Origin of the sequence: Colwellia marinimaniae (genome assembly GCF_002207865.1) — a bacterium.
Lineage (GTDB): Bacteria > Pseudomonadota > Gammaproteobacteria > Enterobacterales > Alteromonadaceae > Colwellia > Colwellia marinimaniae.
On record NZ_BDQM01000001.1, the window covers coordinates 297,903 to 323,842 of the forward strand.

A 25,940-nucleotide genomic window follows, 5' to 3' on the forward strand; every position below is an offset into this window, starting at 1 on the left:
GCAACGCTTTAAATCAATATACCAGCGCGGGTTTTTATGTCGTCTGTGTTAGTCACTGCTCAAGTGGAATTCAGTAACTGAGCGTGGATTGAGCTTATGTGTCAGCTAAAGTTAAAATGCTTATTCCTTGTTAATTTTTCATCTAGTGAAACTGGATTTCATTTAATTTATTTATTGAGCTGCTGATTATTGGTGTACCATTGTTGTCTATATAAAATGGTAAAATGAAATAGAGAGCATTGTTATGAAATTAGAAGTTTATCTTTCAGGTGAAATTCATACCGATTGGCGCGACAAAATTATTCAAGCTTGCCAAGAGAGTGATTTAGATATCAGTTTTACTTCTGCGGTTACCCATCATGAAACCAGTGACGGTGCCGGTGATCACCTTGGCGCTGAAGAAAAGCAGTTTTGGCGAGATCATAAATCAGCTAAAGTGAATGCCATGAAAACGAAAACACTGATTGAGCGTTGTGATATTGCTGTTATTCGTTTTGGTGATAAGTATAAGCAGTGGAATGCTGCCTTTGATGCCGGTTATTGTGCAGCACTCAATAAGCCTTATATCACCTTACACAGTGAAGATATTATTCATCCGCTCAAAGAGGTTGATGCTTCGGCTCAAGCTTGGGCAAGCAGTGTTGAACAAGTGATAGCTACGTTAAAGTATATTAGTACTAAGTAGTTAAACCGTATTAGCCACTAATTTCATTTAGTGGCTAATAAATAAGCGGTATATGTAGATGCTCCGGCTTTACTCTTTAGATAATTCTTCTATGCGTTACTTAATTTTACATGCCTATGTACATGGTTCAGGATCGTCATCCCCGTGGTGTCTTAATCGGGGATCCAGCTTCTAAAAGCAATGGTTCTTCGATCAGAGACTTCGAAGATGACGTTTACAACGACGTCCTGAGCTAACTACATAGCCATGTAATTTTAAGTAACGTATTACACAAAATAATTTTCATGACACTCCCTTTTAAACAATTTTATAAAAGTTTTCTACGTAGCTTTGGCCAAGTTATGTTGCAAGGTAACGCTATCACTGGTTTGTTATTCTTGCTCGGTATTGGTTTAAGTTCGCCTACTATGCTGCTTGGCAGCATTCTGGCAACAATATCAGGCTTAGCGGTCGCTAAATTATGCCGCTTTGATTTAACCACGATGGAAAACGGTTTGTATGGTTTTAATGCGGTACTGGTTGGTGTTGCTGTTTTTTACTTTTTACCTGTTAGTTTGACCTCGCTGCTTATTGTTATTTTTGGCGGTGCTTTCTCTACGGCGTTAACGCATTTTATGCTGGTTAGGCTGACAAGTGTTCCTGCTTTTACTACGCCATTTATTCTGTCAACGTGGGGGTTATTGTTATTTATTGATTATGCTAAATTGAGCACTGTACCTAGCACTGTATCTAGCACTGTACTTAGCAGTGACTTAGCTGGGTATAGTTTTTCTGGTCTGAATAGCGCTACGCTGGTCGACTATTTTCAAGCAAGTATGCGCGGTATTAGTCAGGTGATGTTGCAAGACTATTGGCTCACCGGTGTGTTTTTTCTCTGTGCCATATTTATTCACTGTCGAACAGCAGCACTTTGGGCATTTATTGGCTCAACAGTGGGTCTGCTGTTAGCCACAGGCTTTAATTTTCCCCATGAGAAAGTCATGATGGGACTTTATGGCTTTAATAGTTGCTTAGTAGCTATCGCGCTGGTCGGTCGCTATGAAAATAAGCCATGGCTTATCATGTTGGCTATTTTACTTGCGGTGGTATTTACTAGGGCGTTTGAATGGCTAAGCATACCGGCATTAACTGCTCCTTTTGTTATCTCAACTTTACTTATTATTGCTTTAGTTAACATACACAGAAGTTATGCTGATAAAAGAAAAGCTCAGCATAACTTACAGTAAACCTTAGCTTAGGTAACTATTTTAACGGTAACTAAATCGCTTTAAGGTCAATCACCCTACCTCGCTAGAGCTTTTTATCTCATTAGCGATGAATAGAGCAAAAATCGACATAAAACCGGCATAAGCACTCTTCAAAATGACTTTTTGATTGAGTATGGTGTAGCCATGTTTTATTAACAGTTTCAAAGCCATGATATTTATCCGCAGTATTTACCTCGTTATAAAAGTATTTTTTTCGCGGCTAATGTTTTTACCCTGTGCCATGATATTTATACCAGCCAATGCTAATGAAATTGGCGTTTATTATCTTATTTCTGCCGAGAATAACAACGGTCAAGGCGCTAGTGCCACAGATGCTCAATTAGCAAGTGGTATTGAGCAACTCAACCATGATTATGCCTCATTAGATATCAGTTTTTTCTTACTCGATAAAATCTATTTAACCAATGATGATGTAACCGGTATACATGCGGGTAAATGGGATACTGATAATGAAGAGCAAGTTCGACCTTTTATCCGATATGGCGCTTTAAATGTTGTCGTGGCAGATCTTGATGGTAAAAATGGTCATGCTTATTGGAATTACGAAGCGACTGACTTGATTGAAGTTGAACCCGAAGATTTAGCGACGTCGACCATCTCCCATGAATTTGCTCATAATTTGGGGCTGCTGCACACTTATCAAAGTATTGATGACGGTCCAATAACATTACTTGAAGGCGTTGATGGCTGGCAGTATGGCGATAAAGTTATTGATACTGCGGTAGATCCAGGCGAACGAGGTTATTATAATGATTGTCTATACTCAGCCAGTGCTGTCGACGAGGCGGGTAATGCCTATCACCCGGATGGCTTTAATATCATGGGTAAGGGACAAAACACCTGTCGTAACCGTTTTAGTGAGGGGCAAATTAAACGGATGAAAAGAGTGTTACTCAGTGATAAATTCCATCTGCTTAATAGCTTTGATATGGCAGCAAACCCGACTTGCAGTGAGCTAAGTATCCAAACTGGGAATAATTTACTGGAAGGTTTTAATTATAACGAAACACCGGTGAGTAATAGTTGGCGACAAGATAGCTATCTCGATGACTTTAACTGGAAGTATTATAATTACACCAGTACTTCAGCTACGGGTGCTAGCGCTCCTCAAGAAGGCCATACTTTTTTACATATTGACGCCTCTCATGAATTGGTTTCAGCCAATGATAGTATCAACCTTATTAGTCCATGTTTCACTTTTGCAGCATCTTCAACTGCTGAGATGACATTTTATTATTCTATGTATGGCGCTGATACGGGGTCATTAAAGGTACAGGTTAGCCAGGATAATGGCGGCAGTTGGCAGAATATTTGGCACAAGTCAGGTCAACAACACACCAGTGGTACAAGTTGGTCATTAGCCACTATTTCACTTGCGCAATACACAGCTTCACCTTTTCAGTTACGATTTTCAGGGCAGGTTATAGGTGGTAGTAAAGGTGATATTTCATTAGATAATGTCAGCGTTACCACATCTCAAGTGTCTACAGATGTGGAGCTTGACCGTCTAGTTGATGACATTAGCTTTGCTGATCAGTCTGCTGTTGAATTAGACGTGTTGGTATATTCCCAACGTTTTGTGATTTCAGGTATTAATACGGAGATCAACTTGAGTATAGAAAATGGTGAATATTCTGTTGATTGCCAAACCGACGTTTATGCAAGCCAACGACTAACAGTAAAGCATGGCGATACCTTATGTTTACGTCATAACAGTGCTAGTGGCTACCAAGAGCAAGTGACAACTGTGCTCACCTTGGCTGAGCAAAAATTTTATTTTGTCAGTACTACTAGGTCAAGTACGCAAACTAATGCCGAGGCAGTGACAACCGTTGAGCCAGTAACTACCATAGCTGCTACTAACACCTCGGAGCCAGTTACTAGCCCTGTGCCGATCATTACCGCAGATGCGACAACAGAGACTAGCGCTGCAGCAGATGTAATAGCATCTGACGCTGTTATTGCGGCAATACCTCAATCAGGGGCTGTTGACACTGTACAAGAGCCGAAAAGTAGTGCCGGTGCTATGATGTGCTTACTGTTATTTGGCTTAGTGGTACGGCTAAATAGAAAAACTAAACCCGTACCGCTTTATCTCTAAGGACGCAGTGATTTTAACCAGTGAAATGACTGCGGCTAGAGCAACATATATTAAGCAGAGCAGAGTTAAGTTACGTTAAGGTTTATCTGTATGTTATCAATTAAACGTGCTTTGCCACAATGTGCGGCCGCTAAGATAACTAGTTGAGTGTCATCTTCACTGGCTGGTTGTAATGTTTGTGCGTGGCAAATATGCAAGTAATCAGTATGCAAACCAGCATGGTTTATTGCCTTAGCTGCTTGTTTGGCCAAACCGATAAAATCGATGCTTTCTTGCTGAGCAAAACCTGCGGTAATTTGCTCGGCGAGCCATTGTAAATTTTTCTGTAGGGCCGGGGCAATTGCTTTTTCTTCGATGCTTAAATAACCATTACGAGAACTCAGGGCTAAGCCACTTTCTTCTCTGCTGGTAGCCACAGGTATTATGGTAATTGGCATCGACAAATCTTCAACCATGGTTTGAATCACTTGTACTTGCTGGTAATCTTTTAAACCAAAACAAGCCACATCGGGCTGAACTAGGTTAAATAGTTTACAAACTACGGTGGCAACACCGCGAAAATGGCCAGGGCGGCTTTCGCCACAATACCCCTCAGAAACATTAGGCACTTCGACAAAGCTTTGTTTAGTAATGCCTTTGGGGTAAATAATGTCGGGTGTGGGCGTAAATAATAAATCGGTACCCGCCGCCGTTAATTTTTGCTGATCATCATGCATAGTACGTGGATAACTATCAATATCTTCATTGATGCCGAACTGCATTGGGTTAACAAAAATGCTGGCAACAATTTTATCGGCGTGTTTATGCGCTTCTGCCACTAACGAAATATGACCCGCATGTAAGTTACCCATAGTAGGTACAAAGGCAATGGTTAAACCTTGCTGACGCCATGTTTTAACTTGCGCACGTAATTCACTTATTTTACTGACTGTTTTCATAAATTTATCTTAGCATTATTTCTTGTTAGTATTTTATTGATAACGTATTCAAGCCTTGGCTATCACGGTACTCGCAGGGATTATTTAAAAATATGCTCATCAGCCGGGAAATTACCCTGACTCACTTCGCTAATATAAAGTTCAATGGCCTTTTTAATGTCCCCGGTGTCTTTTAAAAAGTTGCGCGAAAATTTAGGCATATAATTACAGGCAATACCTAAGGCATCGTGCATCACTAAAATCTGGCCATCAGTGTCTTTACCTGCGCCTATGCCAATCGTTGGTATGGTAAGTACTTTAGTGATGGCTGCGCCTAAACTTGCTGGAATACATTCTAGTACCAGCAATTGCGCGCCTGCTGCTTGGAGTGACTTGGCATCGGCGATCATTTTTTGCGCTTTATCCTCATCTCGGCCCTGTACTTTAAAGCCACCAAAGATATTAACGGATTGTGGTGTTAAACCTAAATGAGCACAGACCGGAATTCCACGCTCGACCAGTGCTGCAATGGTGTCATTAAGCCAAGCACCACCTTCCATTTTAACCATGCTAGCACCTGCTTGCATTAACAATGCCGCATTGTTAAGCGCTTGTTCTTGTGTGGCATAGCTCATAAAAGGCATATCGGCAATAATCAGAGTTTCTTCAACGCCACGTTTTACACAACGGGTATGATAGGCCATATCTTCAATGGAGACCGGTAGTGTGCTGTCTTCCCCTTGTAAGACCATACCGAGAGAATCACCAATGAGTATGGCATGTATGCCAGCTTGATCAAATAGTTTGGCAAAGCTGGCATCATAGGCGGTGATTGTCGATATTTTTTCGCCTTGTTGCTTCATGTTAAGCAAGCTTGCGGTGGTTATTTTAGCCATGATGTTTCCGAATAGGTTAATGAGCTTATGTATCAGTGTGCTATAAGCTGTTAGTGCTAATTATTATAGCGCTAAGGATTGTATTGCTAATATTTAAGATTTCAATATTTATTATTTAAATACTTATTATGGCAATATTATAACTTTACTATGCCATTGCTGCTGATTTCATTGGCAAGTGAGCTAATTGAACGGCCATCGGGGAAATTTAAATTAGGCGCAATCTCTGCGAGTGGCCATAAAACAAATTCACGCACCTTCATACCGTAGTGAGGCACGGTTAAACGGGGACTTTCTATGGCTTCATTACCATATAATAATATATCACAATCGAGAATTCGTGCGCCCCAGCGATTATCTTTTCGTACCCGACCAGCCGCATTTTCTATTGCTTGTAAGGCATCTAACAATTCAAGTGCAGATAAACAGGTTTCTAAAGAAATTACCGCGTTGATATAGTCATCTTGATCCTGAGGACCCATAGGTTTACTCAAATACAGCGACGATAATGCCATGACCTTAGTATTGGGCATATCAGCTATTTCGTTAGCGGCATTACTTACCTGTAACCTTGGATTTGATAAGTTGCTGCCTAAACCAATATAAGCAATTGTTTTTTTTTGCATTAGCGGGTCAATATCATTCAGTCGGTTTTGTACTGGGCTTACGACGTTTTCTTGGGCTTTTACGCTTAGTGCCTTGTGGCGGTTTTACGCCTTTGATCATTTGAATGCGGGCATCATTTGACACTTCTTGAAAGTCTGTCCACCACTGTGCTAACTCAACAAGCTCAGCGGTCGCTTCGATTTGTGCGCGTAATAATAAGAAATCGTAACCAGCTCTAAATTTAGGGTGTTCAAATGTTTTAAAGGCTCGTTTACCTTCGCGGCGACTTAATTTTTCTTGCAAGATCCAAATATCTTTAATGACCGCTTGAAAACGTTTAGGGATGGCAATACTGCGTTGCTGCTCTGGCATTATTTCACTCAAGGCGGCAAAGAAAATATCTTGCGGGGGAAGTTGTGTGGTGACTTTAATTTGCTGAATATGCTTTTGTAATGGGTACCAAAGCATGGCAGCGAATAAAAATGCTGGCGTTACTCGTTGCTCGTTATTGATACGGTTGTCGGTATTCTCCATCGCCAATCGAATAAAGGCGAGTAACAAAGCTTGTTCTTCTGATTCCTGATTAAGTGCTTGCTCAACGGCCGGGAAGAAATAACCAAACAAGTTATAACTACGCAGCTGCTCAAAGTTAGCGACCGCTTTACCTGACATAAACATTTTTAAGAATTCTTCAAACAAACGGGCCGCTGGAATATTGGCCATTAATGAAGACAGCTCTCTAATCGGCGCTTTAGTTGCATCACACATGGTCATATCAAGCTTGGTGGCGAAGCGGATCGCTCGCAACATACGGACAGGATCTTCACGGTAACGTGTTTCAGGATCGCCAATTAAGCGGATAATTTTATCATTGACATCTTGTACGCCATTGGCAAAGTCATAGACTTTGAAATCTTTCGTGGAGTAATAAAGCGCATTAATAGTGAAATCTCTACGCTCGGCATCTTCTTCTATGCTGCCGTAGATATTGTCACGTAGTAACATACCATCTTCACTGCGTTTAGAGGTTTTGGTACAATTTTTTTCTTGTTCAGAAGCCGTGTCATGATGGCCTCTAAAGGTTGCTACTTCAATGATTTCGCGACCAAAGACAATATGAGCTAAACGAAAACGTCGTCCAATTAAGCGACAATTCCTAAACAATTCTTTAATTTCATCCGGGGTTGCGTTAGTGGCTATATCAAAATCTTTCGGCTTTAAACCTAATAAGATGTCACGAACACCACCACCAACAAGATAAGCATCAAAACCACTGTTATTTAAGCGATATAATACTTTCAGTGCACTTTGACTAAGTAATTTACGTGAAACGGGGTGCTGGTCTCGAGAGAAAACCAATGGATTATCAAAGGATGCAGTGACAACATTTTTTTTGTTACTGGCACTTTTTTTTGCGTTCTTTTTAGGAAACGTTTTTTCGATAGCTTTACTCACTTTTCTGGAGAAAACTCTTTTACATAAATTTATAACGCTTTTGATAGTCACGGGCCTTTAAGACAGACATAAAATAGTGGCGCAATGATATAACAGTGCAGGGCAAAAGAGAATAACAGAGAGAGTAAATAGCATGAAAAAGCAGCGAAAAAGTGGCAGAGAAGGAAAGGCGACAATGACTGCACGTTTTTCCTTCTCTAAACGAAGCCTACCAGGGTAATGTTTCACCATTAGAGTGCTTAAATACCCCAGAATCTTTCATGGTTAAGTTATCCATTAAGGCGATTAAGCGTTGTGCTGCGACATCAGCGCTGATGTCGCCATTGTTTAATATACCATCGCTATTGACCATCTCAGTTTGCACATAACCTGGGTGATAGATGCCAACCGCGATATTTTCTTCACTAAGGTCTCTTGCTAATGATACGGCGGCAATATTGAGTGCCGCTTTTGACATGCGATAACCATATCGGCCACCGGAAGTATTATCAGCGATGGAGCCCATTCTAGAGGTGATTAAAGCAATTTTGCTGCCTGAAGATAAGTTGCCCAGTAACGCGTGGCTCAAGCATAGTGGTGCTAGAGCGTTGACCTTAAATTGCTCTATAATGGTCTGTTGATTTAACTCGCTCAGTTGTTCGTTACGCAAGATACCGGCGTTGTTAATCAATAAATCGATAGTAATACCGCTAAGTGCTGACACGGCTTTATCGATGCCAGCTTGTGTGGCAATATCAACTTGCTCTACCACATTAACGCCAAGCGCATCTAATTGCGCTGAGCTTTGTCGGCACAGTGCATAAACGTTATCGCCACGCTGTTGGCAAATTTTAGCCATGGCATATCCGATACCGCGATTAGCGCCGGTAATGACAATAGTCTTTGCTGTCTTGTTCGACATAATATTTCCTTATTACTTTATGTTTAGAATTAATGTAGGGGTAAAATTCTCTGCGTTCAGGCTACTCAATGTTTATCTCAATTTTATTGGGTACACGGCTTCGTTGCCAGTTGATAATGGCCCATTTAATTATTTCTTCAACACTAGCACCAGTCAAGCCAAGTTCAGGTGCTTGTCCTAAAAATGCTAGTGCGGCAATAAGTGCAGGTTGTGGCTTGGCATTCTCAATTGCCGTTGCTTTATTTTGCTTGCTCAGCTTAAAACCCTCACGGGTTATTGCTAAAGGGATATGGCCGTATTGTGGCGTGGTGCAGGGCAAAAAACTATCGTTTAAGGTTTTATAAAGCGTTAGTTGCCTGGCCGTGGGTTCGAGTAAATCGCAGCCTCTGACCACATGAGTGATTTTTTGGGCGATATCATCGGCGACCACAGCAAGCTGATAGGCAAATAAACCGTCTTTACGGTGAATAATAAAATCTTCACCGGCTAGGGCGTTATCACCAACAACATTACCTTGAAATATATCATTAAACCGATGCAAACCGTGTTGGTTAACAAGTCTTAAAGCGCTGCCTAGAGCTTGATGATTGGCGGTACGGCAATGTCTTTGGTATATACCACCAATGGCCTTGATTTGCGCCCGAGTACATTGACAATAATAGCTTAATTGTTGTTGTGCTAGGTTAGATAATATCTCACGATAATATTGACTCTGTGTGCTCTGGTAAAGCTCAGTTTCATCCCAATGCAGGCCAAAAGCCTCAAGAGTTGTTAATATTGCTGAGCTGGCACCTTGTTGTTCACGAGGAGGATCAATATCTTCAATGCGTATTAGCCATTTACCTTGCTCGCCACGATCATTAATAGTTGACTTTGCATCAAGAAAACTCGCTAGAGCAGCGATAAGGGAACCAAAATGAAGTAAACCAGAAGGGGATGGAGCAAAGCGACCACGGTATTGATGAGCTTTATTCGGCTCATGTGGTCGCTTATTATGCAAGTTAAGCAAGTTTTGCCTATGAACGAATGTTAACTAAAAATTAGCCAGCCATTTGGCGTTCTTTAATTTCAGCTAATGTTTTACATTCAATACAAAGATCGGCAGTAGGACGGGCTTCTAAACGACGAATGCCAATCTCAATACCACAAGAATCACAAAAACCAAAATCATTATCTTCAATGAACTGTAAAGTTTTCTCAATTTTCTTGATAAGTTTACGCTTACGGTCTCGTGTACGTAATTCAAGACTGAACTCTTCTTCTTGCGCCGCTCTATCCACAGGATCTGGGAAGTTTGCTGCTTCGTCTTGCATATGCGTTAAGGTACGATCAACTTCTTCACGTAATTGTACGCGCCAAGCATCTAAAATTTTCTTAAAATGCTTTTGTTGAGACTTATCCATATACTCTTCGCCAGATTTTTCTTGATATGGAGCAACGCCCGCTAATGCAAGAATACCTAATGGCTTGTGTTTGTTTGTTGGCATGCTTATTCTCCCAATGCTACATAGACCAAGGCGATTTATTAATATACCACGTTTTATATGGTAGAACGCCTTTGTTGTAAGTGCCAATATGTTATATATGACCCGATGAATCAGGACTATATTGTGTCGCTTATGATAAAAATCAACAAATTAGCTAAAATAAATTTATTTATCTAGTTTTATCAACTAGTTAATGGCAATGATAATTATTATTCTGTTGTTTAAATATTTTGAGCAAGCTTTTTTAGCAAGTTTTACTAGCATGAGTCAATCATTATCGTGTAATAAAAGGAACTTTGTCATCTAAACTAATATTTAGCTCTCCTTTTTTGAGGGAAAACTCTGCTTTATAGGCTATTATTTCAACACCAGCTTGCTGGGCTTCTTTGAGTAATTTCGCATAAATGGGGTCAACATGATCGGCCGCAGCAATGTCATTGATGCCAGTATGTAAAACAGCAAATAATAAAACAGCCCTATGCCCCTGCGCCACCATATCCATTAATTCACGTAAGTGTTTTTGACCACGGGTGGTAACTGCATCGGGAAAGTAGCCATGGCCACTTTCTAATAAGGTGACTGATTTCACTTCAATGTAGGTATCTGGGGCATCATTATAGCGGGCTAAGAAATCTATACGACTGTTTTCATTACCATATTTCACTTCTCGCTGTAATAAATTAAAGCCGCTTAGCTCAGTAATCAAGTCTTTGTGCAGAGCCTCCTCTACCAACTGATTGGCGCGTAAGGTGTTTACACAAATAAAATGCTCATCTTTGCTTACCGTAATCTCCCAGCTAAAAGGATATTTACGTTTAGCGTTGGCTGACGTGCTATACCAGACGGTATCACCAGGCTCAGCACAACCTTTCATCGCACCGGTATTGGCACAATGTATAGTTGTTTGTTCACCATTGGTAAATTCAATATCGGCTAAAAATCGTTTATAACGCTTAATTAATTTGGCTGGTTGTAATTGAAGTAACATATTAAAATGAGCTAACTGGTTGTTTCGCTCATCATAACGTAGTTTATTGTTGGCAGAGTATTTTTAATTCACTCGCGTTCTTTTTTGTTGTTGGTTTTTTAATACCTTAGCTTGTTCAATAAAATCATTAAGCCAAGTTGCGGCACTTTCGCTCTCGCTAAAGACATGAAACTCTATTTGGCAGTCGTGGTAGATACGTTGTAATTGCATTTGTTGCATATCGGCATAGGTGCTATTTAATATGACGACCGCAATAGCAATCATGCCTTTTTTTTGTCGATATTGTGTGGTTTCCCATAATTGCTGCTCAGCCTCAGGAGTAAAAATACTGTTACCACGAAAAGTTATTAATGAACCCCAGGGCTCACCAGTCATTTTTTCGGTGAGCAGTTTTATATCTTGGTGATATTGTGCCGCGGTCACTTCATTAAAGGGACCTTGTGCATCTACCAACATAATATTATCTTGCTGTTCAATAACATAACGTCCATGTGCTGAATATTCCATGGTATTCCTCTCTGATGATCTCTAATTAATTAAAGGCGGACGTTTAGTAATAACAGCCTTTAAATACCTTGCCAAGTAAGCATATATAATTTATTTTGCAAGTTTTAATGAAAAATTATTGAGGTTTTTTGACCTTGTTTTATTTGAGATAAAAGCATGTAAATTACAGTAAGGGGCGGTTAGCTAAGAAAACGACTCAATTAAGAGTAAAGCTTGTTAGCAGAACCCTTTGGCCGGTATTGCTTACTCATTTAAAAAACTTAAATAAAGTCGGCAGATAAAGGCTCTGTGTTCAGTTGAGGTGATTTTTTATTTCCAGCCAAGGTGTTGCTCAAAATATTACTCTCATTTAAGGGCAATTGTTTTGCGGGGATTGCCACTTGTGCTAAATTTTTTTCTTCCTCACTTTGGGGGCACAAGCTCTAACCAGCACATAAATGTGCTTATTGACTTAGTTCGATTGGGATTATGCCCAGCAAGTAATAATTGCTATGATGATGACCATTTTCTTAATCATTTTATTTTACCGATGGCCGTATCTACTGCTTTACCCATAGAAGAAATTAAACAACAATTTTGCCAAACTCTTGAGCAGCAAAATACGCTTATATTATCGGCGCCACCAGGAGCCGGTAAGTCAACGTGTTTACCTTTATGGTTATTAACTTTGCCAAGCTTGGCCAATAAAAAAATTTATTTACTGCAACCCAGACGTTTAGCCGTTAAAAATATAGCCATTTTTTTAGCAAAGCAATTAGATGAAAAAGTAGGTGAAACCGTTGGTTATCGATTACGCAATGATAGTAAAACATCTAAAAATACTCGCCTTGAAGTGATCACTGAAGGAATATTAACCCAAATCATTCAAAATGATGCTGAGCTGTCAGGAACAGCATTAGTCATTTTTGATGAATTTCATGAGCGAAGTTTGCAAGGAGATTTAGCTTTTGCCCTCACCCGTGAAGTACAAACAGAGTTACGAGAGGATTTAAAAATACTGCTTATGTCGGCGACGCTAGACATTGAGTATTTAAGTAAAGCGTTACCTGATGCACACCTACTTAGCAGCGAAGGGCGAAGCTTTCCTGTTGAAGTAAGTTATCAAGCACCTAAGAGTCATTTGCGCTGGCGTGAGCATGCCTTGGCGGTTATTAAAGATAAAATGTTCAACCATGTTGGTTCAATATTGGTTTTTTTACCTGGCATCGCCGATATTCGTTTTTTAGTTGAGCGTTTAAGTGCTGAACAAGCCGAAGGGGTAAAGGTTTGTCCTTTATTTGGTGAGCAGAGTTTAAAGGAGCAACAACAAGCCATAGCACCGTGCGAAAATGGCCAGCGGAAAATTGTTTTAGCAACCAATATCGCGGAAACGTCCCTAACTATTGATGGCATTGATCTGGTTATTGATTGTGGCCTTGAAAAAGTCGCTATTTACGATAGTAGTAGTTTGATGAATAAGCTGATGCAAAAGCAAATAGCAAAAGCTTCAGCGGTGCAAAGAGCAGGGCGTGCCGGGCGCTTAATGCCAGGGCAGTGTATCCGCTTATATGGTAAAGATGATTTTGAGCGCAGGCCGCAACATAGTGTCAATGATATTCAACAAGCAGACCTATTACCGACGCTTATTGAAGCGGCACGTTGGGGCGTTGCTGCTTTAAAAGCATTACCCTTACTGGAGCTGCCCAGTAGCACTAAGGAGCAGCAAGCTTGGCAAGAATTACAAAGTTTAGCTATTGTCGATGGCAAAAATCTACTGACCAAACATGGCGATAAAGTATCAAAGTTACCTTGTCATCCACGTTTTGCACACATGATATTAATGGCAAAAAATCACGGCCAGCAAGCAACACACTTAGCTTGTTTAATCGCGGCATTACTTGAAGAACGTGATGTATTAGGGCCGCAGGCGCAATACGATTGTGATTTAAGCCATCGATTGCAATTACTGATTAAAGGCGGCAGTAATAAAAATCCATTATTAACACGGATTTTACAACAAGCCCATCGACTTGCTCAACAGGTGCAATTACGCTTTAGCATACACTCATTAGATTTAGCAAAAGCAGGTCTACTGCTTGCTTATGCTTACCCAGAAAGAGTGGCCAAGGCTCGTGGTAACCATGGCGACTATATCTGTGTTAACGGTAAAGGGGTTTCAGTTCATGAGCAAGACGCGTTAGCAAATGAAGACTTTATTGTGATTGCTCAAGCCATGCAGCGTGATAGTCAGCTCAACGTACGTTTAGCTAGCCATATTAGCTTGGTAGAGATTACTGAGGTTTTTTCCAAGCAAATTAAACAGCAAAATATAGCCAAATTTGATGGTAAGAGCGGTAGGATAATAACGCGACAGCAAATATTATTAGGCGCCATTGTGTTATCCGATCTGCCTTTAAAACAAGCAGTAACGTCGGAAAGCATTAGTGACATGTGGTGTGATCTAATCAGAAAAAAAGGCCTGGGTTTTTTACCTTGGCAGGGTAAAGATTTAGCACTAAGATCACGTTGGCAATGGTTAAATAAGTACTTTCCAGAATATAATTTAGCCCCTATCGATGACCATAACTTATTAGCTGAGCTAGCAATTTGGTTTGCTCCTTTTGTTGGTGATATAAAAACGAAAGCACAACTAGCTAAGCTAGACTTATCAGCAATGTTATTATCTTTACTTAACTATCAAGGGCAAAAAATATTAACACAAGCGGCGCCACCTGTTTATATTGGCCCCACTGGGCGTCACTGTCCCATTAGCTATGATTTGGAGCGTTCGCCAAAAGTTTCACTGCCTATGCAGGAGCTCTATGGCTTAACACAAACGCCGAATATAGGTGTTTTAGTGGGGGTAAATGAACAAAAACAAGGTATTCCGCTGTTATTAGAATTGCTTTCTCCTGCGCAACGCCCTATTCAAGTAACACAAGATTTAGTTAAATTTTGGTCTGGCAGTTATCAAGCAGTGCAAAAAGATATGAAAAGCCGTTATCCTAGGCATTATTGGCCGGACGATCCTGCCAATGCTAAGGCCACTAATAAAACTAAACGCCATATAAAAGAATAACCCGATTACATCACTAGGTTAAATAACTAAGCATATCGAAAATAATGTCAAAAAATAAAGTCAAAAAACGTAGCAGCTCATCTGGGAAAAAAAGCTCAATATTAGCGCGAGTAGGCATCACCTTAGGTAAATTAATGATTGCCCTCATTTTTACCCTAGGGATTTTTTCAATTTATCTTGATGCAAAGATAAGAAAAACCTTCGAAGGGCAGCGCTGGCATGTGCCAGTGCAAGTTTATGGCCAACTACAAAAATTACAACTGGGGGAACGCGCCAACCTTGCCGAGCTAGCCGAGTCACTCATTATTAATGGCTATAACAAAGTCAATTATGTCACTAGAGTTGGGCAGTTTTCCTTATCTACCAATCAGTTGGAAATTTTTCAGCGTCCATTTGATTTTGTTGATAGCGTAAATCATGGCCAGCAATTAATGGTGGAAGTTGTCAGTGATATTGTGGTGGCCTTAAGTGTCGATCAACAAGCCGTGGCAGAGTTAACACTTGAGCCTCAGTTATTGGCGCGTTTAGTACCTGACAATAAGGAAGATCGTGTCCTAGTTGCCCTTGAAGAGGTGCCCAGTCAGCTAATCGATACCTTATTATTAATTGAAGACCGAGGTTTTTATCACCATCATGGGGTTTCGCCGCTAGGTATTGTTCGTGCTCTTATTAACAATATTCGAGCCGGGCGTACCGTACAAGGTGGTAGTACCTTAACCCAGCAGTTGGCGAAAAATATGTTTCTTAATCGAGAACGCACAATTTCTCGAAAAATTAAAGAAGCACTGATGGCGTTAATTTTAGAATTTAGGTACAGCAAAGACCAATTATTAGAAGCCTACATTAATGAAGTCTATTTAGGGCAAAATTATGCCAATGGTGTTTATGGTTTTGGTTTGGCCGCAAAGTTCTATTTTGGCAAAGCCATTAATGAATTAACCAATGCTCAAATGGCCTTATTGGTAGCGCAAGTTAAAGGGCCAAGTTACTACGACCCTTGGCGTCATCCTGAACGTGCGATAGAACGCCGTGATCTGGTGTTAAGGTTAATGTTTGAACAGCATTTATTATCACTGGTTGATTTTGAACAAGCGGCGGAGTCTTCTTTGTCTATTAGGCCTAATAGGCGTTTAGCTAAAAAAAATTATCCCGCGTATTTACAACTTGTTAATGCTGAGCTAAACCAGCACCTTTCAAGTTTTACCCAAAAATCAGGCATTAAAGTTTTTACCGGCTTCTCACATCGCAGTCAGCAGTTATTAGAACAAAGTGTTGCCCAGCAATTACCACGCTTAGAACGACAATATAAACAAAGCGGTTTAGAGGTGGCAATGGTCGTCACTGATATTGCTAGTGGCGAAATTAGAGCATTGGTTGGCGGTAGGGAAAGTGGCTATGCGGGTTTTAATCGTGCACTTAACGCGAAGCGACATATCGGCTCTTTAATTAAACCGGCGATTTATGCCGCGGCATTAGAGCGTTTCCATCAATATAATTTTGCCACTATTCTTGATGATAAGGCGATAACCTTAAAAAGTGGCTCAGGTAACAAGTGGCAGCCAAAAAATTATGATGGCAAATATCGAGGGCAAGTTTCATTAATTGAGGGCTTGGTATACTCCCTGAATATACCAACGATTAATCTTGGTATGAGCTTGGGTTTAGATAACGTTGCGGATGCTATTAAAACCTTAGGTTTTCAACATAAACTGCAAATGCGCCCATCGGTCTTATTAGGCGCAATTAATATGTCACCATTGGACGTTAACCAATTATATTTAACGATTGCGGCAAAAGGTTATGCTCAAAAGAGCCATACCATCACCAAAATCCTGTCTGCCAACAATGAAGTTTTATGGCAACAGCAGCAATTAAGTGAGCAGCGTTTATCGAGTAATACCGCTTATTTACTGGATTATGCCTTAACACAAGTTACTCAAATAGGCACTGCTAAGTCACTGACTTGGCGTTTGAATAATAACAAGGTCGCGGGGAAAACGGGTACCAGTAACGCCTTACGAGATAGTTGGTTTGTTGGCTATGATAACCGCCTCTTAGTCACTACCTGGTTAGGAAAAGATAATAACGCACCAACAGGATTAACAGGAAGTAGCGGTGCGCTAACGTTATTCGCAGATTTTATGAAAAAACAAGGCGTAGTCAATAGAATTTTAGAAAAACCGGCAGGTATAGTCATCACGTTATTTGAACAACAAACGGGTAATGCTGTTACCGATGACTGCGCCAATACCGTGGTTTATCCTGCTGTTCGAGCAGGAATCATAACGTCCAAGCAATGTTTACAAGAAAAAGTAGATACGCGATCTTGGTTTGAGAAGGTATTTGGTGACTAGGTAGGATATTAACAGTAAATATGAACGCTCAAGCATATCCGTTGAGCGTTCTTATTTAGCCGTCACCTTAAAAGGTTACTTTAACTTTTGATAATGCAGCAACATCGGTAATACTGACATTACCAATACTTCTTTGCAGTCTAGCTGCTGTTTTATCAGCGCCATAACTTTCAGCAAAACTTATCACGTCTTGACCATTACACATTAATTTTAATGCGACGGTTTTAGTTTGTAAGCGATATCCTTTTGTGGTGCCTTTTAGTTTGATAATGCTGTTACTTTTCGCTGCTTTACAAACATCAATAAGGGCTTTTTCCATATAAGGTGACATTGCCGCTTGGCTAGGCAAACTGATAGCTAACAGGGGTAAAGCGGCAGCAAGAGCTACTAGGGTTTTTTTAATCGTAGTCATAATAATTCTCCAAAGTGTTTTTATAATTCGTTAGTGTTTTATATGCCTAGCAATGCAAGGCACAACATAATAGTGGACTGTTTTTAGCTAAAAGTTGTAACCATTCGCCCAGATAATGTAAGCAAAAACCAAGGGTTTAATGATGGAAATTTGCTAAGTGATTGATTGCTTGTTTATTCAACAATATTCCTTGTATAGTACTGACATTAATCTTTACATTTTGTGATTTTTTGACATACGAAACTTGCTGTAGGTGTGATTAAACTCACGGTAATTGACCCAGGCTAGCGACTATTGTCTTGTTAAAAAGACTATCGACTGTTTTTATATACAGTTGTTATTGCTACTGTGTTATTGTGGTTAAATAAAATAATCTGGATAGACGTTAATTTAATGTACTTGGCATTAATTTAGTAACGATGTAGCGAGCCTTTATTGAGCTCAAATTTAGGAATGGGGAAAACTAATGGCAGTTGAAAGTCGGTTTGTAGTGATTAGAAACGGGGTAGAGGCGAAAACATTTATGGATAAAAAATCAGCAGATGAATATGACAAAATGTTGGACATGGCTGATAACTTAAGCCAAATGTTCTCTCAATCACCGGTAGAGTTAAGTGATAGTGTCAATGAAGAATTAAGCATTTATTTTGCGCAACATAGAGATGAGGTACTTGTCGCTTTATTGGCTAAAAAACCGACTAAAGCCGTTAGCAAGTCCAGTGAAAAAGTAGCGACTACGCCCATTGCTGAGGTGATTGATGCCAATGCAGATAAAAAAAATACCGTTAAAGCTAAAAAAAGTAAAACTAAAGCAAGCACAACCGAGTAAAATGATGTCAGTTAATCAATGATAAGGTGTTGTGGTTAGTCTTCTATGCTTGAATATCAACTTATCCGTAGTAAGCGTAGAAAGACACTCAGCTTACAAGTTAAGTATGGTCGTGTGACTGTACGTGCGCCTTATTATGTTAAATTAGCTTTTATTGATACTTTTATCCAAGAAAAGTCCGCTTGGTTACAAGCAAAGTTAATTGAGCAGCAAAAGCTAGTAAATTTTTGTGACTTTAGCCAAGGCTCAAGTTTGCTTTTTTTAGGTGAGCCAGTAAGCCTTAATATATATCAAGCAAAAAAGGCGCAGGTCTTTTTTAGTGATAACTTAGCAACTGACGCGGATTTATTAAGCGGGCAGCCGTTAGCGCCCAGACAACTTAATGTTGTTATTAGCCATCGAGTCAAGGCTAAACTAACGGGGACTCGAGCAATAACTACCCAGGTAAAAAAACAACTGGAAGGTTATTTTAAGCAACAAGCTGAAAACCTTATCATTCAGCGTCTTGACGTTATAAGTGAGCAAACGGCTTTAATTCCAACAAAAGTTAATATTCGCCAATATCGTGCTCGGTGGGGCAGTTGTAATAATCGAGGAGAAGTTAGCTTTAATTACTTGTTAATGATGGCACCGGTATTTGTCCTTGATTATGTTATTGTCCATGAATTATGCCACTTAACATTCCTTGATCACTCTAAAGGCTTTTGGCAATTGGTTGAGCAACACTGTCCTAATTATCAACAACCCAGGCAATGGCTTAGCCATCATCAATCACAACTATACTGGCAAAACCCTGCGTAAATAAGACAAAATAGCTAAAGATCTGTGATCTTTGTGACAAACTTAGACAAATAACCAGCCTTTAACTACACTCTTTTGCACCGCCATAAATTATAATTTGTTCACTAACTATCTTTACACTTTTTATTTAAATTTGAAAAGGCCTTGTGATGAAAATTAATTTACCTAGTATTAAACATAGTATTAAAATTATTACAGTTTATAGCAGCTCAGCAATGTTTTCTCTTGCTTGTGCATCATTTCTTATTGGCGGTTAGTCTAAAACTGACGCTAAGATGTCTACATATTCCAGCAGCGCTTGATAGCGCTTAATTTCATTAGCTGCTCATGCTAGCTTAAAATGCTTGTTTAAGGATAGCAGAGCGATCCATGATCAAGGCGCCTCTTTTATTAAGGGTCGTTCAGGAGAATATGCTCCTGCATTCTCTATTAAGCTGCATTATCCATGCAGGGTTCTTAATGAACTAGGCAATGAATAAGCATTATTTGTTCAGTCATCCCCGTAGAGCTGGTTTATAAACGCTTTATGCAGCGTTATTGACTTCGACAATAGAATAACTATTCTCTTCAATCAATGCCTGCCTAAAGTCGTTTCAAATTCCAGCTGAATCCTGTATTTTGCAGTAAAATGGGTATTTATACCCTACATTATCCTGCTAATTTTACCCTTATTGACTCGGTAGCCTAAATAAAAGCAATTGTTGATTAACAATTGCTTATTTTTAGGGTAAATTATCGCTAACAAAATAAATAATATAATATAATTAAGGTCCTTTCCAGTATGAGTCCGTCTGTACTAATTTGTGATGATTCTAATATGGCTAGAAAGCAAGTGCTTAGAAGCTTACCCGAGCAATGGAAAACTTCAGTTCAAACGGCCAGCAATGGCGCTGAAGCCTTAAGTATTTTGCGTGATAACAGTGTTGAAGTACTCTTTCTTGATCTCACCATGCCGGGTATTGATGGCATTGGTGTCTTGCAAGGTATTCAAAAATTAAAGCTAAACTGCAGTGTTTTTGTCATATCTGCTGATATCCAACCCGAAATGCAAGCTAAGGTGAAAGCCTTGGGGGCAAAGGAGTTTATGCGCAAGCCAGTCAAAGCAGATATTTTACTCAATCATTTGCAACAGCATGGTCTTTTATGAGTGAATTTCACCTAACTGAAGATCAGCAAGACTGTCTGCAAGAGCTTATTAATATTGCTATGGGTCAAGCAAGTGACCAACTTGCTCGCTATCTGGACACCTTTGTTTATTTGAAAGTGCCCAGCATTGAAAGCGTTGATGCAAAAGATTTAATACAAACTCTGAGTCAGCAGCAAAATACCATGGCCATAGTGAGTCAAGGTTTCTTTGGCTATGAAGGTATACGTGGTGAGGCTCTGCTTGCTTATCAAGAAGAAGATTCAGGTCGAATTGCTGATTTACTCGGTTATGAGCCTGATGAGTTATCACAAGATGAACAATTAATTGATATTAGTTCTATTTTAACAACGACATTTTTGAATGTATTTGCTCGGCAAATAGATAACCAAATGTCTTATAATGCCCCTAAATTATTGCCAATGGTGCAAAATAGTTTATTAGACCATTTACAGCAAATGACCTTTAATTGGGACGTAGCGTTAAAAATAAATATAAATTATCAAGTCACTGATTATTCTTTTAATTGCAATATGATCTTATTGATCCCTGAAACGGCAATATTAAATATCAAAAAGGTGCTTGACCGGATCTTGGCAGACTTCTGATGTTAGACCCTAATGCATTAACTCACCTAAAGAGCACAGGGGAACCTATGTTAACTGAGCCAATGCTTAAACAAATCAATAGCCAAATTGCCAACCAGTTAAATACCGGGGTTTTGGTGATTGATGATGAATTTAATATTGTGATGTGGAATCGTTTTCTGCAAGTACATACCGATAAAGCTACTGCAAATATAATAGGTCAATCGATATTTACTATTTTCCCCGAACTGCCTGAGCGCTGGTTAACCCGAAAGCTGACCTCAGTTTTACAATTAAATAGCCCCAGTTTTTGTTCTTGGCAACAAAGACATCACTTATTCGAATTGCCTCATACTCGCCCAATCACCACAGATAGTGAGTTTATGGCACAAAATTGTACTTTTCTACCGATAGAAACCGATTGTGCACAAAAGCATATCTGTATCTTGATCGAGGATGTAACCGATGTTTGCCATTATCAAGGTCAGTTACAAAAGACCCTAGAAGAGCTGGCTCAAATGAGCCGTATTGATGGTTTAACTCAAATATATAATCGTAGACATTGGCAAGAATCACTGGCTCAAGAGTATGCAAAATCACGCCGACATAATAAAAAATTATCGCTGATTATGCTTGATTTAGATCACTTCAAATTACTCAATGATAATTATGGTCATCAATGTGGCGATATGGTATTAACCGAAATCAGTGCCTTAGTCAGCTCTTTATTAAGGGTTGAAGACACCTTTGGTCGTTATGGTGGTGAAGAGTTCGCTATTATTTTACCAGAAACACATTTAGCTGGCGCGATGGAGCTTGGCCAACGTATTTGTACTAGTATCGCCACCGCATCTTTAAATTATAATGGTGTGGCTATCAAGGTAACGGTGAGCTTGGGCGTTGCCGAGCTAAGTGACGATGACTCTCGTTATGAAGAGTTGATCACGCAAGCCGACTTAGCTTTATATCAAGCGAAAGGTCAGGGGCGAAATAAAGTATGTAGTGCCGCTTTCGTCACTAGTTTTCCTTTGGCTTAAGCTTAATTTAGGCCGCAGCTAGATGTTTTATGCAAAATTTAAGCTAAAAATAAATTTTTATGCATAAAATATAACCTTTATGCATAATTTATAATTTTTTATTTAATATTTTTTGTTATTAAAGATTGACAGAGATCATAACTTAAGGCACTTTAAGGTTATGAAAATAAACAACAGCCACATTACTATTATGCTTATTATTATTACCACCACCACCCTCATTAGGGTGGCGGTCGCTGGCTAACGTGTAAAAAAGTTAAATTTTATCGAAGCCCGTGACCTGAAAAGGTTACGGGCTTTTTTTATGCTTACGATGAAGAGCTTTAACTCTAATGTCAATTGACTGTTTATAGCCAAGCTGACAACAGAGCTAGCCACTTCATTATTTCTTTACAAAGGACAAAACATGCGTGTACTTAAATTTGGTGGCTCATCATTAGCTTCGGCTGAGCGCTTTCGCCAAGTTGCCGATATTATTAAAGAGCAAAGTCAATCGTCCAAACTTGCGATAGTAGTCTCTGCACCACAAGGTGTTACCAATCACTTAGTTGCCATGGCTGAAAATATTAGCGATGAAGCAAAAATGGTAACTGACTTAGGTCACTTTAAACGCGCAATAACCACCATTATTGATGACTTATCCGCAAGTATTACTAATTTTAATAACCAACATTGTCAGCAAGCATTAACTAATTATGAAAAGCAATTGGAACGCTATATGCGAGGGGCGACCTTACTAAACTATTGTCCTGATCATATCCGTGCTCGTATTATTAGTACGGGGGAGCGGTTAAGCGTAGCAATTCTTGATGCCGTCCTGCAAGCTTATGGTTTACAAGTTTCGCTATTAGCACCTGAAAAATTTCTATTTACCAATAATTCATCACTGAATGCCGTGGCAGATTTAGTCTTATCGAAAGAAAAATTTGCCAGTGAATACCATGAATTGAATCAAGTGGCTTTAATGCCTGGCTTCATTGGCGTCTATGCTGACATTAATAATGGCCTACCACAAATAACGACATTAGGGCGTAATGGCTCTGATTATTCGGCTGCTGTGTTAGCCGTTTGTGCTCAAGCTGAGTGTTGTGAGATTTGGACCGATGTCGATGGTATCTATAACGCCGATCCTCGCTATATAAAAGAAGCTAAATTACTGGATAATTTGTCTTATCAAGAAGCCATGGAGCTGTCTTATTTTGGTGCCAGTGTGTTACATCCAAAAACAATAGGCCCTATCGCGCAATACCATATTCCTTGTTTAATTAAGAACACCAGTAATCCAAGTGCACCAGGGACGTTAATTTCTAATAAAAATAATCCACAAAAACGGGTAAAAGCAATTTCTAACCTTGATAACTTAACCATGGTCAATGTCTCTGGCCCTGGCATGAAAGGTATGGTCGGCATGGCGAGTCGTGTCTTTGCTACCATGAGTAGAGAAAATATCTCTCTGGTTATGATAAGTCAGTCCTCTAGTGAATATAGTATTAGCTTTTGTATTTATTCTAGAGATGCCGAACTTGCCAAACATAGCTTAGAAGATGAATTTGAATTAGAGCTTTTAAATGGTTTACTTGAACCGTTATCGTTAAAAGGTGAACTATCTATCGTCTCACTTGTGGGCGATGGTATGCATCACCAACGCGGCGTTGCCGCTAAATTCTTTAGCTCATTAGCACAAGCGCGAGTCAATGTGATTGCTATAGCGCAAGACTCTTCCGAGCGTAGTATTTCTGTTGTGGTGGAACAGCGAAAATGCATGGATGCCATGAAGGTAAGTCATCAGAATTTCTTTTCTCACCAGCGCACCATTGATGTCTTTCTCGTCGGCTGTGGTGTTGTTGGTAGTGAGCTTATCGCGCAAATATCTCGTCAACAAGCGAGTTTGAAAAAGCAAAATATCGTCTTGAAAGTCTATGGTATTGCCAATTCTAAAGGCATGGTATTTGACCAAGACGGTATTGATTTAAATAATTGGCAAGCAGCAGTTGCCCAAGCAGGGCCACCACTAGCCGTTAATGTTGAGAACCTGAAAACGTTTGTTCGTGATAATCATTTGATAAATCCGGTCTTTGTTGATTCAACGTCTAATGAAGCATTAGCCATGAGTTATGTAGATTATTTATCGGCAGGCTTTCATGTGGTTACCCCCAATAAAAAGGCTAATACTGATTCATGGGAGTATTACCAAAAGCTGCGCACTACTGCGCAGAGAACGAACCGCCGTTTCTTATATGAAACCACGGTAGGTGCTGGCTTACCTGTTATTGATACCTTGCAGAATTTAATCAAAGCAGGTGATGAACTACAACGTTTTGAAGGGGTATTATCAGGTTCATTATCTTATATATTTGGTAAGCTTGAAGAGGGCATGTCGTTATCAGAGGCTACCGCTATTGCCAAGGAAAATGGTTTTACCGAGCCAGATCCGCGTGATGATTTAAGTGGACTGGATGTCGCACGTAAACTATTAATTATAGCCCGTGAAGCAGGTATGCCCTTAGAGTTATCTGATATCACAATAGAATCAGTATTACCTAGTGATTTTGATGATAGTGGTAATGTCAGTGAGTTTATGGCTAACTTAAGCAAACTGGATAGTGGCTTTGCCGAGCGTGTAGCCAGTGCTAAAACGTCAGGTAAAGTACTACGTTACATCGGCAATATAGTGGCTGGAAAATGCCAAGTATCAATCGAAGCCGTTGGTATTGAACACCCCTTATATGGCATTAAAGACGGGGAAAATGCTTTAGCTATACATAGTCGATATTACCAACCGTTACCGTTTGTTTTACGTGGTTACGGCGCAGGCGCAGCAGTAACTGCCGCCGGTATTTTTGGTGATTTATTAAGAACTTTAACTTGGGAACAACAACACTAATGTCTATTCATAACACCAGTATTTCGGTATTTGCACCTGCCTCTATAGGTAATCTTAGTGTCGGTTTTGATGTATTAGGGCTCGCAGTAAAACCAATAGATGGCACCTTATTAGGCGATGTGGTTACCGTATCGGCGACAACAGCAGCCAACAGCTTAACGGTTAAGGGTGAATTTGCCGCTAAGCTGCCTAGTAAGAAAGAAGATAATATTGTTTGGTCATGTTTATTAATTTTTAATGAGCAATTACTCAAGGCTGAGCAAAGCCCTGTTTTTGTTGCGCTAACCTTAGATAAAAAAATGCCAGTTGGCAGTGGTTTAGGCTCAAGTGCCTGTTCTGTTGTTGCTGCACTGGTAGCATTAAATACTTTTTATGCAAAATATCAGGGTTTTAGCTTTGCTAAAAATGTTTTATTAAAAATGACTGGGCAAATGGAAGCTAAAATTAGTGGCAGCATACATTACGACAATGTTGCACCTTGTTATTTAGGTGGTTTGCAATTAATGGTTCCCGATGAAAACGTCATTTCGCGCCTTTTACCAAGCTTTGATGATTGCTTCTATGTTATGGCCTATCCAGGCATTTCAGTATCAACTAAAGCGGCCAGGGATGTTTTACCTACTGAATATAGTCGTAGTGACTTGATCAGTTTTGGTCAAAATTTAGCAACCTTTGTCGATGCCTGTCATCGTCAAGATAAGAGCCAAGCTTTTGCGGTACTAACCGATGTCGTTGCTGAGCCTTATCGCACAGATTTGTTACCAAGGTATCAAGCATCTCGCGACTATTTGACCGCACAAGGCGCCTTAGCTGTTGGCATTTCAGGCTCAGGGCCAACACTATTTTGTGTTTGTGATAGCGAACAACAAGCGCAGAAATTTGCTCTATGGTTACAAGATAATTATTTACAAACCGCACTAGGCTTTGTCCACGTATGTAAAGTAGATAATGTTGGTGCAACTGAGCTTTAGCTTAGGTATTAAAAAACGATTGGCATTAATCATATCTAAATAGTAAAGCTAA

At 39.8% G+C, this 25,940-nt stretch carries 22 protein-coding genes; 12 read left to right on the forward strand and 10 right to left on the reverse strand.

Annotated elements, in window-relative coordinates; translation table 11 throughout:
- The first annotated feature begins 244 nt into the window (after positions 1-244).
- From MTCD1_RS01270 to MTCD1_RS01280, 3 genes are all read left to right on the forward strand, one after another.
- A complete protein-coding gene (locus tag MTCD1_RS01270) occupies positions 245-685 on the forward strand; it encodes a YtoQ family protein (protein WP_057182279.1) in 441 nt (146 codons plus the stop codon).
- Between the two features lie 284 nt (positions 686-969).
- The gene (locus MTCD1_RS01275; protein ID WP_057182277.1) at positions 970-1,911 is read left to right on the forward strand and encodes an urea transporter; all 942 of its coding nucleotides are present in this window, start codon (positions 970-972) and stop codon (positions 1,909-1,911) included.
- A gap of 262 nt (positions 1,912-2,173) precedes the next feature.
- Complete coding sequence (locus MTCD1_RS01280) at positions 2,174-4,054, forward strand: M43 family zinc metalloprotease (RefSeq protein ID WP_159459890.1); 1,881 nt, start codon at positions 2,174-2,176, stop codon at positions 4,052-4,054.
- Positions 4,055-4,119: 65 nt separating this feature from the next.
- Here MTCD1_RS01280 and panC read toward each other — a convergent pair whose 3' ends face one another.
- From panC to MTCD1_RS01325, 9 genes are all read right to left on the reverse strand, one after another.
- Positions 4,120-4,992 (reverse strand): pantoate--beta-alanine ligase, encoded by an 873-nt coding sequence (gene panC, locus MTCD1_RS01285; protein WP_057182273.1) that lies wholly within the window; start codon positions 4,990-4,992, stop codon positions 4,120-4,122.
- 80 nt (positions 4,993-5,072) lie between these two features.
- On the reverse strand, positions 5,073-5,867 hold the full coding sequence (gene panB, locus MTCD1_RS01290; RefSeq protein ID WP_057182271.1) for a 3-methyl-2-oxobutanoate hydroxymethyltransferase: 795 nt from the start codon (positions 5,865-5,867) through the stop codon (positions 5,073-5,075).
- Positions 5,868-6,004: 137 nt separating this feature from the next.
- Positions 6,005-6,493 carry a 2-amino-4-hydroxy-6-hydroxymethyldihydropteridine diphosphokinase gene (gene folK / locus MTCD1_RS01295; protein WP_057182269.1) on the reverse strand — a complete coding sequence of 163 codons (489 nt, stop codon included), beginning with the start codon at positions 6,491-6,493 and terminating at the stop codon, positions 6,005-6,007.
- Positions 6,494-6,506: 13 nt separating this feature from the next.
- A complete protein-coding gene (gene pcnB, locus MTCD1_RS01300; RefSeq protein WP_082606578.1) occupies positions 6,507-7,928 on the reverse strand; it encodes a polynucleotide adenylyltransferase PcnB in 1,422 nt (473 codons plus the stop codon).
- Between the two features lie 208 nt (positions 7,929-8,136).
- Positions 8,137-8,829 carry an SDR family oxidoreductase gene (locus MTCD1_RS01305; protein ID WP_057182268.1) on the reverse strand — a complete coding sequence of 231 codons (693 nt, stop codon included), beginning with the start codon at positions 8,827-8,829 and terminating at the stop codon, positions 8,137-8,139.
- A gap of 61 nt (positions 8,830-8,890) precedes the next feature.
- Complete coding sequence (gene gluQRS / locus MTCD1_RS01310) at positions 8,891-9,838, reverse strand: tRNA glutamyl-Q(34) synthetase GluQRS (protein WP_057182266.1); 948 nt, start codon at positions 9,836-9,838, stop codon at positions 8,891-8,893.
- Positions 9,839-9,869: 31 nt separating this feature from the next.
- On the reverse strand, positions 9,870-10,316 hold the full coding sequence (gene dksA, locus MTCD1_RS01315; protein WP_088568891.1) for an RNA polymerase-binding protein DksA: 447 nt from the start codon (positions 10,314-10,316) through the stop codon (positions 9,870-9,872).
- A 274-nt stretch (positions 10,317-10,590) separates the two neighbouring features.
- The gene (sfsA, locus tag MTCD1_RS01320) at positions 10,591-11,304 is read right to left on the reverse strand and encodes a DNA/RNA nuclease SfsA (RefSeq protein WP_057182262.1); all 714 of its coding nucleotides are present in this window, start codon (positions 11,302-11,304) and stop codon (positions 10,591-10,593) included.
- A 63-nt stretch (positions 11,305-11,367) separates the two neighbouring features.
- Positions 11,368-11,811 carry a hypothetical protein gene (locus tag MTCD1_RS01325; RefSeq protein WP_057182260.1) on the reverse strand — a complete coding sequence of 148 codons (444 nt, stop codon included), beginning with the start codon at positions 11,809-11,811 and terminating at the stop codon, positions 11,368-11,370.
- A 439-nt stretch (positions 11,812-12,250) separates the two neighbouring features.
- On the opposite strand from MTCD1_RS01325, the gene hrpB reads away from it, so the two are divergent.
- Both hrpB and mrcB read left to right on the forward strand, forming a co-directional pair.
- Positions 12,251-14,869 carry an ATP-dependent helicase HrpB gene (gene hrpB, locus MTCD1_RS01330; RefSeq protein WP_231733078.1) on the forward strand — a complete coding sequence of 873 codons (2,619 nt, stop codon included), beginning with the start codon at positions 12,251-12,253 and terminating at the stop codon, positions 14,867-14,869.
- A 44-nt stretch (positions 14,870-14,913) separates the two neighbouring features.
- Complete coding sequence (gene mrcB / locus MTCD1_RS01335) at positions 14,914-17,223, forward strand: penicillin-binding protein 1B (protein WP_057182258.1); 2,310 nt, start codon at positions 14,914-14,916, stop codon at positions 17,221-17,223.
- 67 nt (positions 17,224-17,290) lie between these two features.
- Here the strand turns inward: mrcB and MTCD1_RS01340 are convergent, their stop codons facing one another.
- Positions 17,291-17,635, reverse strand: a complete 345-nt coding sequence (locus tag MTCD1_RS01340; protein ID WP_057182256.1) for a DUF3718 domain-containing protein — start codon at positions 17,633-17,635, stop codon at positions 17,291-17,293.
- Positions 17,636-18,101: 466 nt separating this feature from the next.
- Between MTCD1_RS01340 and MTCD1_RS01345 the strand changes: the two genes are divergently transcribed.
- From MTCD1_RS01345 to thrB, 7 genes are all read left to right on the forward strand, one after another.
- Entirely contained in the window at positions 18,102-18,464 is a 363-nt protein-coding gene (locus tag MTCD1_RS01345; RefSeq protein ID WP_057182255.1) for a YebG family protein, read from the forward strand.
- A gap of 45 nt (positions 18,465-18,509) precedes the next feature.
- Positions 18,510-19,265 carry a M48 family metallopeptidase gene (locus tag MTCD1_RS01350; protein ID WP_057182253.1) on the forward strand — a complete coding sequence of 252 codons (756 nt, stop codon included), beginning with the start codon at positions 18,510-18,512 and terminating at the stop codon, positions 19,263-19,265.
- A gap of 781 nt (positions 19,266-20,046) precedes the next feature.
- Positions 20,047-20,412, forward strand: coding sequence for a response regulator (locus tag MTCD1_RS01355; RefSeq protein WP_057182251.1), 366 nt, complete (start codon positions 20,047-20,049; stop codon positions 20,410-20,412).
- Positions 20,409-21,017, forward strand: coding sequence for a hypothetical protein (locus MTCD1_RS01360; protein ID WP_057182249.1), 609 nt, complete (start codon positions 20,409-20,411; stop codon positions 21,015-21,017). Before MTCD1_RS01355 ends, MTCD1_RS01360 begins: the two co-directional genes overlap by 4 nt.
- 47 nt (positions 21,018-21,064) lie before the next feature.
- On the forward strand, positions 21,065-22,033 hold the full coding sequence (locus MTCD1_RS01365) for a GGDEF domain-containing protein (protein WP_231733077.1): 969 nt from the start codon (positions 21,065-21,067) through the stop codon (positions 22,031-22,033).
- Positions 22,034-22,439: 406 nt separating this feature from the next.
- Positions 22,440-24,917, forward strand: coding sequence for a bifunctional aspartate kinase/homoserine dehydrogenase I (gene thrA / locus MTCD1_RS01370; RefSeq protein ID WP_057182245.1), 2,478 nt, complete (start codon positions 22,440-22,442; stop codon positions 24,915-24,917).
- Positions 24,917-25,888 (forward strand): homoserine kinase, encoded by a 972-nt coding sequence (gene thrB / locus MTCD1_RS01375; protein WP_057182243.1) that lies wholly within the window; start codon positions 24,917-24,919, stop codon positions 25,886-25,888. Before thrA ends, thrB begins: the two co-directional genes overlap by 1 nt.
- The last annotated feature ends 52 nt before the right edge of the window (positions 25,889-25,940 follow it).

Excerpts from the sequence above, each read along its gene's own strand:
- folK (WP_057182269.1), bottom strand. The coding sequence starts at position 6,493 with ATGCAAAAAAAAACAATTGCTTATATTGGTTTAGGCAGCAACTTATCA.
- MTCD1_RS01270 (WP_057182279.1), top strand. The coding sequence starts at position 245 with ATGAAATTAGAAGTTTATCTTTCAGGTGAAATTCATACCGATTGGCGC.
- MTCD1_RS01365 (WP_231733077.1), top strand. The coding sequence starts at position 21,065 with ATGTTAACTGAGCCAATGCTTAAACAAATCAATAGCCAAATTGCCAAC.
- thrA (WP_057182245.1), top strand. The coding sequence starts at position 22,440 with ATGCGTGTACTTAAATTTGGTGGCTCATCATTAGCTTCGGCTGAGCGC.
- MTCD1_RS01350 (WP_057182253.1), top strand. The coding sequence starts at position 18,510 with ATGCTTGAATATCAACTTATCCGTAGTAAGCGTAGAAAGACACTCAGC.
- panB (WP_057182271.1), bottom strand. The coding sequence starts at position 5,867 with ATGGCTAAAATAACCACCGCAAGCTTGCTTAACATGAAGCAACAAGGC.
- panC (WP_057182273.1), bottom strand. The coding sequence starts at position 4,992 with ATGAAAACAGTCAGTAAAATAAGTGAATTACGTGCGCAAGTTAAAACA.
- MTCD1_RS01360 (WP_057182249.1), top strand. The coding sequence starts at position 20,409 with ATGAGTGAATTTCACCTAACTGAAGATCAGCAAGACTGTCTGCAAGAG.
- MTCD1_RS01340 (WP_057182256.1), bottom strand. The coding sequence starts at position 17,635 with ATGACTACGATTAAAAAAACCCTAGTAGCTCTTGCTGCCGCTTTACCC.
- mrcB (WP_057182258.1), top strand. The coding sequence starts at position 14,914 with ATGTCAAAAAATAAAGTCAAAAAACGTAGCAGCTCATCTGGGAAAAAA.
- dksA (WP_088568891.1), bottom strand. The coding sequence starts at position 10,316 with ATGCCAACAAACAAACACAAGCCATTAGGTATTCTTGCATTAGCGGGC.
- MTCD1_RS01345 (WP_057182255.1), top strand. The coding sequence starts at position 18,102 with ATGGCAGTTGAAAGTCGGTTTGTAGTGATTAGAAACGGGGTAGAGGCG.
- sfsA (WP_057182262.1), bottom strand. The coding sequence starts at position 11,304 with ATGTTACTTCAATTACAACCAGCCAAATTAATTAAGCGTTATAAACGA.
- thrB (WP_057182243.1), top strand. The coding sequence starts at position 24,917 with ATGTCTATTCATAACACCAGTATTTCGGTATTTGCACCTGCCTCTATA.
- MTCD1_RS01325 (WP_057182260.1), bottom strand. The coding sequence starts at position 11,811 with ATGGAATATTCAGCACATGGACGTTATGTTATTGAACAGCAAGATAAT.
- MTCD1_RS01355 (WP_057182251.1), top strand. The coding sequence starts at position 20,047 with ATGAGTCCGTCTGTACTAATTTGTGATGATTCTAATATGGCTAGAAAG.
- MTCD1_RS01280 (WP_159459890.1), top strand. The coding sequence starts at position 2,174 with ATGATATTTATACCAGCCAATGCTAATGAAATTGGCGTTTATTATCTT.
- MTCD1_RS01275 (WP_057182277.1), top strand. The coding sequence starts at position 970 with ATGACACTCCCTTTTAAACAATTTTATAAAAGTTTTCTACGTAGCTTT.
- MTCD1_RS01305 (WP_057182268.1), bottom strand. The coding sequence starts at position 8,829 with ATGTCGAACAAGACAGCAAAGACTATTGTCATTACCGGCGCTAATCGC.